This is a genomic window from Silvimonas terrae (assembly GCF_014202765.1).
Lineage (GTDB): Bacteria > Pseudomonadota > Gammaproteobacteria > Burkholderiales > Chitinibacteraceae > Silvimonas > Silvimonas terrae.
This window is the reverse complement of sequence record NZ_JACHHN010000001.1, coordinates 845215-858362: the sequence shown is the minus strand read 5'-3', so window position 1 is coordinate 858362 and position 13148 is coordinate 845215. Positions and strand designations below refer to the sequence as shown.

The following is a 13148-nucleotide window of genomic DNA, read 5'->3' as shown; positions in this document are numbered from 1 at the left end:
ACGCCGCGGCGTGGTGTTTTGTTTGAGGCGATCCAGCAATCACGTGCCTTACTTGGCTGTCACGCGGATATCAATTCGACGGTTCTGGGCACGGCCTTCTTCGGTGTCATTGCTGGCGACCGGATGTGCATCGCCATAGCCTTCGGCACTGAGACGCGCAGGCGCAACGCCCAGCTTGACCAGTTCAGCCATCACACTGTTGGCACGCTCACCCGACAACTTCAGGTTGGTCGCAGCCGTGCCAGTATTATCGGTATAGCCGCCCAGCTTCAGTTGCACCGCCGGAAAGGCCTTCATGATCAGCGCGATATTGTTCAGTTGCTCTTCCGACTCTGGCATCAGTTTGGCAGCGCCAGTTTCAAAGGTCAGACGGTCAAAGCTGAACCAGGTGTCCTTGTCGACAGGCTTGCTGCTGTCCTTGATGAACTCGACCAGCTTCGACTCAATGCCATGCTCAGGCACATTCAGTGCCGTGCCATCCGGCAACATCAACTTGAAGAACTCACCCAGGCGGGCAGTCACGCTATTCAGCGCGCTGGTCACGCCAGATGCAGCCTCAGCCAGCGGGTTGGCCACTGCCGCCGCAGAAGCCACTGCGACCGGTGCTGATGCCGGTTGGGTACTCTCCTGGCGGGAGTCACAGGCACGCAGCAACCACAGCACCAGCAAGATAAACACCAGCACCATCAGCAACCACCCGAGCCAGCCGCCACGGCGCTTGCGCTGGGGAACAGGAACCGGGGTAATCAGCGTATTCAGTGAAGGCGTCAACGCGGCGGACCAGACAGGCATGTGATCCGTAATCAGTGCCAGCAGCTTATGGATATCCAGGTGGTCGGTCTGGGTTTTGCTGACCAACAAGCCCGCCAACAAGGAACCGCCGTAACGCAGCATTTGCTGGCCGACATGGCTGCTGGTGCCGTTGACCTGATCCAGGGCGTTGGTGATCACCGCATATTGCTCGCCAAAGACCAGCTTCAGGAAACGATCGGTCACCGAGGCCAGCGGGGCGTGGCCCTGTTGGTCATCCAGCGCAGCCCCAGTCATGGCGGCGGGCAGACTGCCTTCTGCGGCAAAAACTTGCAGGACTTCCTGCAACTGATTGCGCCATTGTGGCTGATCCGCGCGGCGGCCGGCACATTGCAGCAAGGTGGCAAAAATACGGCTCATGGTAGAGCGGGCTCTGGCCGGTTCCATGCCAAACAACTGGCTCAGACGCGATTGCTCGTCAGAGCCGATGAGCGCATTCAGGCTTTCCAGCAAGTTCATGATATTTCCTCGTTAGACAGGCGATGAGCCTATTGGCCCAGCAAAATACTGCCTATCGAGTGCTTGCGGCGACGGGACATATCTGATTTGCAGTCCCGAATTGTCCAGGCGCAAACAACACACAAACGACTTGCGGGGCGCGGCTCCAAGACTGCGCCCCGGCTGGCGTTTCAGCCTTATTTATCCGCCACTGCAGCGGTAGAAGCGGTGTCCGCTGCCGGCATGGAAGCCACGCGTGAAGCGCCCTGATACGCCAAGTAATAGCGGTTCACTGTGGTGACGTAATCCAGCAAGCGGTTGCCCACGGTCTGTTTCGCCACTTTTTCCACGTTACCTTCCCAGCGATTTGGGTCCAGCCCCTGCGCTTGTGCCTTCCTGCGCAATTGCTGGATACGCCCTTCACCCGCGTTGTACGCCGCAATCATGAATGCCAACTGGTCATCCGGCTCAATACCAGGGGATTTGAACATGTCGCGCAGATACGCCAGATAACGTGCGGCCGCCGTCACGTTCTGTTCATTATCATGCGGGTTGGTCACGCCCATCTTGCGCGCTGTGGACGGGTTGATCTGCATGATGCCGGTCGGACCATTCTTGCGGATGACCGGGTGCAGCGTACTTTCGCGCTGGCCAATCGCCGCCAGCAGCATCCAGTCCATATTGTTGGCAGATGCAACCAGCTGGAACATCGGCGCAAAAAAGCCCAGTTTGTCGACTGCGCTCAGTTGATTGGGATTGCTGATCCGGGCATCGCTGGACAAAAACCGTTGCGTGAGTTTGAGCGCACGCTGCGCCATACCCGCCCCTGGCCCGCTGATAAAGCGGTTGAGTTCGGCCAGCAGTTGCGGCTTGCTCTGGTCAACGGCCCAGGCCACATCCACCGAGGGTTCAAGACAGGCGTTACTATGCAGTCGAGGGTACTTCTTGCTCCAGAGGTCGGTGACATACCGACTGGATAGCGTTGCCACGCTGTCATCGCCCTGGATCGTACCCAGCAAGGCTTCTGCGGTGGTGCCGGCCGCTGCATCGCGTGAGACGATTTTCGGGTAATCAAGGAGCAAACGGCGGGCATAACTGCCATTGGCAATGGAGAGGGTTTTGCCCTCCGCAGCGGAGATATTGCTGATGGCCTCGGCATCCGGATTCTGGACTACACACCACTGGTCGCGCAGGTAGGGCTGGGTAAACGCAACCAACTGCTTTGCCCCCTCGTTCACGGGCATCAAACCGGCGGCAATATCGCCCTTGCCCGCCCGCAGCGACGGGATGATCTCGCCACTATCCACCGGGACAAACATCAATTTGAGCGAGGGCGCATTTTTGGCCTTGCTGCGATTGAGGAATTTTTCCAGCTCCAGCAGCATGGCGTATTCCACCCCGTGCGGCCGGCCGTTCTGAAAGAAAAAGGTAGAGGGCCCCAGCGCAACCAGCACCCGCAACTGTCGGGGAGGATTGGCAGGATCATAATCCTGGTCGCCCAGTTCGGTCTGGCTGCTGAGTGCCGGGTGTTCGCTTTTCTGGCTGGCCACGGCACGGGCCCGCTTGGGGCTGTGATTGGCGGCAAAAGCACTGCCATTACCAAGAAAAAGAACGAACAACAGAAGGTAAATCAGGGATTTGGCCTGGTTCATGCGCCGCATTCTAGGCGGCAACGCAAACCTTGTGCCAGTGGCAGAGTCACAAAAGGCTGTTTTTGCGGGATTGCCGCATATTTTTGGCCCTGGCGTGCCAATCTGCACGTCCCCCCGGAAGATCAGGCGTTGCCATACCCCGGTCAGATTGCAAAATCCGTGGCAAAACGATGGGCCCAGCCGGTGTCGCCGTCGTCAAAGGTATAACGGCCAACCTTGCCATCTGCCAGTCGTTTCACCGTCAGCCGCGCCATTTGCCCCATCGCGCCGCTCAGCCAGGACGGGCCGTCCAGATGAAAATCAAAATCTTCCGGTCCCCGTTCAAGGGTCTGCAAGGCCATGTCCAGCGCAACACGTTGATCCCAGGGCAAAGCGGCAACCACATCGACAGACATCCGTCACTCCTTCGTTTTGAGCGGCTTTATATGACATCACCGGCGCCCAGACGGTGCGCCGGTGATGAGTGTACAACGTGCCAACAGGATTGATCGACTGATCGCTTGTTCAACGGGCTGGTCAGAGTTGCGAGAAACTGCCCTGGGCCAGGTCAGACTCAAACTCGCGTAACCAGGTCGTCGGGCTCTGATCGCCCAGATACATGCGGATGCGGTCAAACCTGGCCACGCTGATTTCCCGCTGCTGCGCGCCCGCACCGTTCAGCCACGCATCATTCGCCACGACGTCAAAGTCCTCATGTATATAACCATGACGCTCGCAAGCACTGATAAATTCATCCTGTTCGGTGGGGTCGAACTGATAAAACAGTTTTTGGGGCATGGTACGTCCTCCTGGTGGGCCATCGTGACCAGCATAGACCACATCGATCCTGGTCCGGCGTACAACTTCTTGTGAGAATATCAACGGCTATATCGTCAGATAGACCCCGACCTGCGTGTAACCCTCGCGCTGCATACGGTTTTAAATGTGCAAACGCTTCATCCGGGGCCCCGAACAGGTAAAATAGCGCGCTACGTCCGCCTGCCTGCCAACCGCCCGTCGTCTGGCACGGCCAGCCGACAACCGGAATCCACCGCCATCCGGCGTCACCCGCAGTCCAGGAATCACCCATGCCTTTGCTTTACGTAGAAAACGCCAGCCTTGCTTACGGTCACTGGCCCTTGCTTGATCACGCCACCTTTGTTGTCGAAGAAGGCGAGCGCGTGGGGCTGATTGGCCGTAATGGTCAGGGCAAATCTACCCTGCTCAAGGCGATTGCCGGGCTTGCGGTGCTTGATGATGGCGAGATTCGCATTGCGCAGGATGCCCGGCTGGCTTTTGTTGCCCAGGAGCCCGAGTTCCAGCCGGGGCAGACCGTGTTTGAAGCCGTGGCCGAAGGCCTGGGTGATCTGCGGCAAGTGCTGATCAACTACCACGCTGTCGCGGATGCGCAAGACGGCAGCGAAGAAAAACTGGCGCAACTGATGCAGTTGCAGCATGAACTGGAAGCGCGGGACGGCTGGCGCTTTGACGTACTGATTTCCGGCACGCTCAGTCACCTGGGTTTGCCGCCACACACGCCAGTCGCTGATTTGTCCGGCGGCTGGAAAAAACGGGTTGCGCTGGCACGGGCCCTGGTCAGCGAACCCCAGGTGTTGCTGCTGGATGAACCGACCAACCATCTGGATGTGAGTGCCATTGAATGGCTGGAAGGTCTGTTGAACAACTTCACCGGCAGCGTGCTGTTCATTACCCACGACCGGCGTTTTCTGGATAACGTAGCCAACCGCATCATTGAACTGGATCGCGGCCAGATCACCAGTTTCCCAGGCAATTTCTCGACCTATGAAACGCGCAAGGCCGAACTGCTGGTGCAGGAAGAAACCGTCAACCGCAAGTTTGACAAATTTCTGGCGCAGGAAGAGGTATGGATTCGCAAGGGCGTCGAAGCCCGCCGTACCCGCAACGAAGGGCGCGTGCGCCGGCTGGAACAACTGCGGCGTGATCGCGCCAGCCGTCGCGAGCGTATTGGCAATGTCTCGTTCCAGCTCGATGCTGGCGACCGCTCGGGCAAATTGATTGCCGAGTTTGAAAACGCCAGCCTCTCGTTTGGCAACAAGGTCATTCTGAATGACTTCAGCTCCCGCCTGATTCGCGGTGACAAGATTGGCTTGATTGGCCCCAATGGCGTGGGCAAAACCACGTTCCTGAAACTGGTGCTGGGCGAACTGGAACCAGATAGCGGCACCGTACAGCGCGGCACCAAGATTGAAGTTGCGTATTTTGACCAGTTCCGCGAACAACTGGACGAAAACGCCACAGTTGCGGATGTGGTCAGCCAGGGTAACGAATACGTCGAAATCGGCAATTCGCGCAAGCACATCATGGGCTACCTGGAAGAGTTTCTGTTCCCGGCCGAACGCGCACGCAGCCCGGTCCGCTCTTTGTCTGGCGGCGAGCGTAACCGCTTGTTGCTGGCGCGTTTGTTCACTCGCCCGGCCAACGTGCTGGTGCTGGACGAACCCACCAACGATCTGGATATCGACACGCTGGAACTGCTGGAACAACTGTTGATCGACTACCCTGGCACCGTGTTTCTGGTGTCGCATGACCGGGCGTTTCTTGATAACGTCGTCACACAAGTTGTTGCTTTTGAGGGTGAGGGAGTTCTGCTGGAAAACGCGGGCGGCTATAGTGACTGGCAGCAAGCACGCGAGCGCATGCTCAAAGCACGTGCGGCCAGCCAGCAAAACATGGCCCGCAAAGAACCGGTTGCCGAAAAAACGCAAGAACGCCAACGACAGCGCCCTGCCCGACTAAGCTTTAACGAACAACGGGAACTGGAACGCTTGCCGGATGATATTGCAGCGCTGGAACAAGAACAGACCCAGTTGAATGAAGCACTGCTCAACCCGGATATTTACCGGACAGACCCACTCAAGGCACGCGAGATGCAAACACGGGTAGAAGTGATCGAGGCCAGCTTGCTCGAAAAACTGGAACGCTGGGAACAACTGGAAGCGCGGCGCTAACCCTTACATGGAATGGCCGTTCAGCTCGCGCGGGCAGTCTGTGCCGCGCCAATCGTCGCTGCGCCCGATGCGTGTCGGGCTGGTGTCGTTTTACGTCATTCTGCTGGCAGGCTGCGGGCTGGTTCTGGCGTGGCTCACACTGCGTGACTATGACGCGAGCCTGGATGAAGCCCGCCGCCAGAACCTCCTGCTGGCGCGCTCGCTGGACGAACAAACCACCCGCACGTTTATCTCGGCTGAACAGGCCATCCAGGGCGCGGTAGACCGTCTGGAGGTGGCTGGTGGCGTCACCAATGCAGACCCCCAGGATATTTCGCGCGAGTTGCGCAGCCGGTTACGCCTCACCCCGCAGGTCAGCGACATCGTCACGGTCGATGAACACGGCATGGTGCACAGTAGCGGAGCACATCCAGGTATTCACGATATTGATTACTCGGACCGCGCCTGGCTGCAATACCATCGTGACAGCACCGATCCGCGTTTTCTGGTTTCCTCCCCTGTACTGGGCAAGGTTTCCGACACCTGGATGATTCCCGTCTCGCACCGGGTAGACAAGCCGGATGGCAGCTTCGGGGGCGTGGTGGCGGCCGGGATTCAGCCGGAATACTTCAACCGTTTTTACCGCTCGCTCAAGCTGCCTGCTGGCACCCACATCAAACTGCTGCGCAGTGACGGCATCTTGCTGCTGAACTACCCGCTTGACCCGCGCGAACTGGGCCGCAATATGCGCGCCAGCGACGCCACCCGTTTTGATCAAAGCCGGCAAAATCACGGCGCGTTTTATACCGATAACACGCAACCGGGCAATGAAAAACTGGTGACCTTCCTCGTCTCGGAAGGCGAGTTACCCATGATTGTGATGGTGACTTCCGATCTGGATGTGGTGCTGGAGAAATTCCACAGCGATCTGCTGGGCCGCACGGTGTCTGCGCTCTTGCTGATTCTGGTGGTGAGCGCCCTGTTGTTCTTGCTATTGCGGCAAATCCGCCGGGTGGAGCAGATTGAGTCCCGCCTCTATCTGACGCAATTTACCGTGGATGAAGCACCCGACGTGATTTTGTGGGCGGACCGCCAGGCGTTTGTGCGCTATGCCAACCGCGCGGCGTCTGCCATCACCGGTTATCACCATGAAGAACTGCTGCGGATGCGTTTCCTGGACCTGTATCCGCACATTACCGACCCGCAATGGCAGGAGTTCTGGCAACGACTCCGCCTGGAAAAACGCATGGTGCACATCACCCACCAGCGCAACCAGGAAGGTGCCTTGCAGCCGGTGGAAATCACCTTCAATTACGTAGAGTTCTTTCAGGAAGCGTATATCTGCAGCACGGTGCGCGACATTACGGAACAGCAAAATTCCGAGCGGGAATTGCGCCGCCACCGCGACCACCTGCAAGACCTGGTGCTGGAGCGCACGGCAGAAATCCGTACCGTGCTGGATGCCAGCCCGCTGGCCATCATGTTGTCGGTGCGCAATACCATCCGCCTGGTGAACCCGGCATTTGAAATTCTCTTTGGTTACGCCGCCAGCGACATTATCGGCCTGCCTACCCGCGTCATTCACGCCTCGGAAGCCCGCTACAACGAACTGGCTACCACCATCTGGGCGCGCATCAACACCGGCGGCGTGTTCCGCGGCGAAATCGAATTGTTCCGCCGGGACCATTCCGGCTTCTGGGCCATGCTATACGCCAAGGCCCTGGTGCCAGGAGACCCATCCAAAGGCATGATTCTGGTGATTGAAGATGTCACGGCCCAGCGGATTGCCGCACAGGCGCTGCGCCAGTCTGAACGCCTGAAACGGACCATTATTGATACCACCGCCGATGGTTTTATCCTGATCGACACGCACCACCACATCGTCGACGTGAACCATGCTTTCTGCCAGGTGCTGGGCCTGCGCCGTGAAGACTTGATTGGCGAGCAACCCGCCGTAATCTGGGGAGAGCCGGCAGACCGCATCTTCCCCGCGTCGCTCTCCAATGAGAGCCCCAGCGAAAATCGATTGTCTGAGGTGACGCTGATTGATGCCAACGGCGAGCCTCTACCGTTCCTGGTCAGTTCTGCCGCCATTCTGGATGACCAGCACCGGCTGGAATATGCATTTGCCTTCCTGACCAATATCTCCCACCTCAAAGACATTGAGCGCCGCCTGATGGAAGCGCGGGATGCTGCGGAAGAAGCCAATATTTCCAAGTCGGCCTTCCTCGCCAATATGTCGCATGAGTTGCGCACGCCCATGCACGCCATTCTCAGTTTCTCTGAAATGGGGATTTCCAAGGCCCAGCGGGGCGAGCCTGGTGCGCTGGCGCGCTATTTTGAACGCATCCATTCCAGTGGTAACCGACTACTGGTGTTGCTCAATGACCTGCTGGACATGTCGCGCCTTGAAGCCAACAAGATGCGTTACGACAAATCCCGCCATTGCCTGCAGGTCGCGGTACAAGGTGCAGCGGCAGAAATTGCCCCGCTCTTGAGCGCCCAGAACCTGCGACTGGATATCGAGGAAGACACTCCGGCTTTGTATGCAGTGTTCGACCAGGCAAGACTGATGCAGGTGGTCGTCAATCTGCTATCCAACGCGATCAAATTCAGCCCGCCCGATGGCGTGATTGAAATCCGCTTCCTGGGCGAAGCATCCATGGCCAACGGCGTACCCGGCGTGGGTCTGACCGTGCGCGATCATGGCCCGGGTATTCCGGATGGAGAACTGGAATCCATCTTTGACAAATTCATCCAGAGTACCCGGGTACGAGCCGAAGCTGGCGGCACCGGGCTGGGCCTGGCCATCAGTAAACAGATCATGGAAGACCACAACGGTTCTGTAAGTGCGGCCAATCATCCCGATGGTGGCGCCGTGTTTACCGTATTGCTGCAAGTTGAGGCACAAGTCACCACCACTGCGGCTGGTTAGCCCTGAGGGTGGGTTTGCAGTAGAATGCACGGTTTCGCTCCTCCAGCTTGCAGACCATGCCCGATATCGCCCGCGAAGTAGCGCGTCGCCGCACTTTCGCCATCATTTCTCACCCTGACGCCGGTAAAACCACGCTCACTGAAAAGCTGCTGCTGTTCTCGGGCGCCATTCAGATGGCCGGTACCGTCAAGGGTAAAAAAGGCGGCAAGTTCGCCACATCTGACTGGATGGATATCGAAAAGCAACGGGGCATTTCGGTAGCCTCCTCGGTCATGCAGTTTGATTACCGCGACCACGTGGTCAACCTGCTTGACACCCCGGGCCACCAGGACTTCTCTGAAGACACCTATCGCGTGCTGACGGCGGTCGACTCGGCCTTGATGGTGATCGACGCCGCCAAGGGCGTGGAAGACCAGACCATCAAGCTGTTGAATGTCTGCCGCTTGCGTCACACGCCCATCGTGACCTTCATGAACAAGTACGACCGGGAAGTACGTGATAGCCTGGAACTGCTGGATGAAGTGGAGTCCGTACTCAAGATCCGCTGCGCGCCAGTCACCTGGCCGATTGGCATGGGCAAGACTTTCCGCGGCGTGTATCACATCCTCAACGATCAGGTTTTGCTGTTCACGGCTGGCGCGCGTGATAGCGACGTGACCGAAGTGATTGAAGGTCTGGACAACCCGCGTCTGGACGAATTGTTCCCGCTGGAAATCGAACAGACCCGTATGGAGCTGGAACTGGTGCGTGGCGCGTCCCACCCGTTCAATCTGGAAGATTTCCTGGCTGGCACGCTGACACCGGTGTTCTTTGGCTCTGCCATCAACAACTTTGGTGTGCGTGAAATTCTGAACGCGCTGGTCGACTGGGCACCATCCCCTGGCGCGCGCGACGCGACCTTGCGTCCGGTTGCGCCGTCCGAAGCCAAATTCTCGGCCTTTGTGTTCAAGATCCAGGCCAATATGGACCCGAAACACCGCGACCGTATTGCGTTCCTGCGCGTGTGCTCCGGTCATTTTGAACGCGGCATGAAATTCAAACACTTGCGCCTTGGTCGGGATATTGCGGCCAACTCGGTGGTGACGTTTATGGCGCAGGGGCGTGAGCAGGTTGAAGAAGCCTTTGCCGGCGATATCATCGGCCTGCCTAACCATGGCAATATCCAGATCGGGGATTCGTTCTCTGAAGGCGAAGCACTCGCCTTTACCGGCATCCCGTACTTTGCTCCGGAAATGTTCCGCGTGGTGCGCATCCGCAACCCGCTGAAAATCAAGCAACTGCAAAAAGGGTTGCAGCAGTTGGGTGAAGAAGGCGCCGTGCAGGTGTTCAAGCCGCTCAATGGCTCGGACCTGATTCTGGGCGCCGTGGGCGTGCTGCAGTTTGAAGTGGTCGCCAGCCGCCTTGCCAATGAATATGGTGTGGATGCGATGTTCGAACCGATCACCATCTACACCGCGCGCTGGACATCGTGTCCGGATGCCAAGCGTCTGGCGGAATTTGAGCGCGCACTGGAAAACAACCTGGCACGTGATGCGGCAGACAGCCTGGCGTATCTGGCCACCAGCCGCGTCAACCTGGAGCTCACCCAGGAGCGCTGGCCCGAGATTGTGTTCCATGAAACCCGCGAACACGCGGTCACGCTCTGACGCGGTTTTCCAGTTCTGTCTGGCCCATAAAAAAAGCACCGGTTATCCGGTGCTTTTTTTATTGCGCTTGCAATTTATCCAATCTGATCAAGCCTTAAAGAGGCGCAAACGAGGTCGGCGGATTCTTGCAGTAAAACTACGAAACAAAACTACATATTTATCTATTCTGCATCAAATTCCAAGCCCAATTTTTGATCTGGATCAAATATTTTCACTAGTCCTAAGCTATTGATCTGTGTAGATATTTGCCAGGAGACAGGCCTGCCATAGTGCTATTCTAACTGCACCAAAACCCTGTGGCGAACCCAGAGGGCAATCTGTAGGTCTATGTCAAACAGACAGTCACCAAGGAGCATCACCATGAACGCACCTGAAGTTAACCTGCAACTTGATGCCTGGCGTGGTTTCACCGCCGGCGAGTGGCAGAAAAAGGTCGCCGTACGCGATTTCATCCAGGAAAACTATACCCCGTACGCAGGTGATGACAGCTTTCTGGCTGGACCGACTGAACGCACCACACAACTGTGGAATGAACTCTCTGTTCTTCTGAAAGAAGAACGCCTGCGCGGTGTGCTGGAAGTCTCTGCACAAGTGGGTTCCTCGATTACCTCGCACGCACCGGGTTACATCAACAAAGATCTGGAAACCATCGTCGGTCTGCAAACGGATGCGCCGCTGCGTCGCGCCATCATGCCAAACGGTGGCCTGCGCATGGTGCAGAACTCGCTGGCAGCCTACCACTTTGAAGAATCACCGCTCATTGCGGAAATCTTCACCAAGTACCGCAAAGACCACAACATGGGCGTATTTGACGCCTATACCCCTGAAATCATGGCTTGCCGCCGCTCTGGTGTGATTACCGGCCTGCCGGATGCTTATGGCCGTGGCCGTATCATTGGCGACTATCGTCGCGTCGCCCTGTATGGCGTAGATTTCCTGATCGCCGACAAAAAGCGCGAAAAGACCGAACTGGACGATGTCGCCTTTACCGAAGACGTGATCCGTCTGCGTGAAGAACTTTCCGAACAGATCAAGGCTCTGGGCGAACTCAAGCAAATGGGTCAGTCCTACGGGTTTGACCTGGCCCGCCCGGCGGCAACTGCACAAGAAGCCATCCAGTGGCTGTATCTGGGTTATCTTGCCGCCGTGAAAGAACAAAACGGCGCGGCCATGTCGATTGGCCGTACCACCACTTTCCTTGATGTGTATATCGATCGAGATATCAAGGAAAACCGTATTACCGAATCCGAAGCGCAAGAAATGATTGACCATATGGTCATGAAGCTGCGCATCGTGCGGTTCCTGCGTACTCCGGAATACGATGAGTTGTTCTCGGGCGACCCGACCTGGGTAACAGAATCGATTGGTGGCGTGGGCCTGGACGGCCGTCCGCTGGTGACCAGATCAAGTTTCCGTGTGCTGCACACCCTGTACAACCTGGGCCCGGCACCGGAACCTAACCTGACTGTGCTGTGGTCGACGGCCTTCCCGCAGGGTTTCAAGGAATTCTGCGCCAAGGTATCCATTGATACCTCCGCCATCCAGTACGAAAACGACGACCTGATGCGTCCGAAGTGGGGCGACGATTACGCGATCGCCTGCTGCGTCTCGGCTATGGCAGTCGGCAAGCAGATGCAGTTCTTCGGTGCCCGCGTGAACGTGGCCAAGGCCATGCTGTACGCCATTAATGGCGGCATTGATGAAAAGAGTGGCAAGGTGGTTGCCAAGGGTTTTGATCCGATCAAGGGCGACGTGCTCGACTACGACGAAGTCGTGAGCAAGTACGACAAGATGCTGGACTGGCTGGCCAAGACCTACGTGACCGCGCTGAACTGCATCCACTACATGCACGACAAGTACGCCTACGAAAGGATTGAAATGGCGCTGCATGACCGCGACATCCTGCGCACCATGGCGTGTGGTATTGCGGGTCTGTCGGTGGCTGCCGATTCGCTGTCTGCCATCAAACACGCCAAGGTTCATGTGATCCGCAATGAAGCCGGTCTGGCCGTGGATTACAAGATCGAAGGCACCTATCCGGCCTACGGTAACAACGATGACAGTGTTGATGATATTGCCGTCTGGATTACCGAATCCATGATGAACAAGATCAAGGCCCAGCCTGCGTTCTATCGCAACTCTGTGCCGACCCAATCGGTGCTGACCATTACCTCTAACGTGGTTTATGGCAAGAAGACCGGTAACACACCGGACGGTCGCCGCGCTGGCATGCCGTTCTCGCCGGGTGCCAACCCCATGAACGGGCGTGACGAAAACGGCTTTATCGCTGCCGGTTTCTCGGTTTCCAAGATTCCGTACGAAGCCGCGCTGGACGGTATTTCCTGGACCGCCTCGATGACGCCGGACTCTCTGGGTCATAACGAGAAAGACCGCATGCGTACGCTGGCTGCCTCGATTGATGGTCTGTTCGGCCCGCACGGCGAAGGCGGTGGTTCTGCCTGCGCTGCAACCGAAGCTGTGGAAGGCGCCATGGATCAATTGTTCCATCTGAACATGAACGTGCTGAACCGCGACACGCTGAAAGACGCCATGGAGCACCCGGAAAACTATCCGCAATTGACCGTGCGGGTATCGGGCTACGCCGTGAACTTTGTGAAGCTGACCCGCGAACAGCAGCTGGACGTGATCAGCCGTACTTTCCACGACCGCGTTTGATCGAACTACCCCGGGCGGTACGCTTTGTACCGCCCTGTTTTCA

General features: G+C 57.5%; 8 protein-coding genes. 4 read left to right on the top strand and 4 right to left on the bottom strand.

Going from position 1 to position 13148, the window contains the following annotated elements; translation table 11 throughout:
* Positions 1 to 48 precede the first annotated feature (48 nt).
* The 4 genes from HNQ50_RS03535 to HNQ50_RS03520 form a co-directional block, all read right to left on the bottom strand.
* Positions 49 to 1269, bottom strand: a complete 1221-nt coding sequence (locus HNQ50_RS03535) for an OmpA family protein (RefSeq protein WP_221302970.1) — start codon at positions 1267 to 1269, stop codon at positions 49 to 51.
* A gap of 176 nt (positions 1270 to 1445) precedes the next feature.
* Positions 1446 to 2900: an MltF family protein gene (locus HNQ50_RS03530; RefSeq protein ID WP_184097598.1), complete on the bottom strand. Its 1455-nt coding sequence runs from the start codon at positions 2898 to 2900 to the stop codon at positions 1446 to 1448.
* Positions 2901 to 3043: 143 nt separating this feature from the next.
* Positions 3044 to 3295: a hypothetical protein gene (locus HNQ50_RS03525; RefSeq protein WP_184097597.1), complete on the bottom strand. Its 252-nt coding sequence runs from the start codon at positions 3293 to 3295 to the stop codon at positions 3044 to 3046.
* A gap of 121 nt (positions 3296 to 3416) precedes the next feature.
* Positions 3417 to 3677, bottom strand: a complete 261-nt coding sequence (locus tag HNQ50_RS03520; RefSeq protein ID WP_184097595.1) for a hypothetical protein — start codon at positions 3675 to 3677, stop codon at positions 3417 to 3419.
* Positions 3678 to 3967: 290 nt separating this feature from the next.
* Here HNQ50_RS03520 and HNQ50_RS03515 point away from each other — a divergent pair, with 290 nt between their 5' ends.
* The 4 genes from HNQ50_RS03515 (at position 3968) to pflB (ending at position 13105) form a co-directional block, all read left to right on the top strand.
* Positions 3968 to 5869 (top strand): ATP-binding cassette domain-containing protein, encoded by a 1902-nt coding sequence (locus tag HNQ50_RS03515; RefSeq protein WP_184097593.1) that lies wholly within the window; start codon positions 3968 to 3970, stop codon positions 5867 to 5869.
* A 7-nt stretch (positions 5870 to 5876) separates the two neighbouring features.
* A complete protein-coding gene (locus tag HNQ50_RS03510) occupies positions 5877 to 8783 on the top strand; it encodes a PAS domain S-box protein (protein ID WP_184097591.1) in 2907 nt (968 codons plus the stop codon).
* Positions 8784 to 8839: 56 nt separating this feature from the next.
* The gene (locus HNQ50_RS03505) at positions 8840 to 10429 is read left to right on the top strand and encodes a peptide chain release factor 3 (protein ID WP_184097589.1); all 1590 of its coding nucleotides are present in this window, start codon (positions 8840 to 8842) and stop codon (positions 10427 to 10429) included.
* Between the two features lie 360 nt (positions 10430 to 10789).
* The gene (gene pflB / locus HNQ50_RS03500) at positions 10790 to 13105 is read left to right on the top strand and encodes a formate C-acetyltransferase (RefSeq protein ID WP_184097587.1); all 2316 of its coding nucleotides are present in this window, start codon (positions 10790 to 10792) and stop codon (positions 13103 to 13105) included.
* Positions 13106 to 13148 lie beyond the last annotated feature (43 nt).

Excerpts from the sequence above, each read along its gene's own strand:
- HNQ50_RS03535 (WP_221302970.1), bottom strand. The coding sequence starts at position 1,269 with ATGAACTTGCTGGAAAGCCTGAATGCGCTCATCGGCTCTGACGAGCAA.
- HNQ50_RS03530 (WP_184097598.1), bottom strand. The coding sequence starts at position 2,900 with ATGAACCAGGCCAAATCCCTGATTTACCTTCTGTTGTTCGTTCTTTTT.
- HNQ50_RS03525 (WP_184097597.1), bottom strand. The coding sequence starts at position 3,295 with ATGTCTGTCGATGTGGTTGCCGCTTTGCCCTGGGATCAACGTGTTGCG.
- HNQ50_RS03520 (WP_184097595.1), bottom strand. The coding sequence starts at position 3,677 with ATGCCCCAAAAACTGTTTTATCAGTTCGACCCCACCGAACAGGATGAA.
- HNQ50_RS03515 (WP_184097593.1), top strand. The coding sequence starts at position 3,968 with ATGCCTTTGCTTTACGTAGAAAACGCCAGCCTTGCTTACGGTCACTGG.
- HNQ50_RS03510 (WP_184097591.1), top strand. The coding sequence starts at position 5,877 with ATGGAATGGCCGTTCAGCTCGCGCGGGCAGTCTGTGCCGCGCCAATCG.
- HNQ50_RS03505 (WP_184097589.1), top strand. The coding sequence starts at position 8,840 with ATGCCCGATATCGCCCGCGAAGTAGCGCGTCGCCGCACTTTCGCCATC.
- pflB (WP_184097587.1), top strand. The coding sequence starts at position 10,790 with ATGAACGCACCTGAAGTTAACCTGCAACTTGATGCCTGGCGTGGTTTC.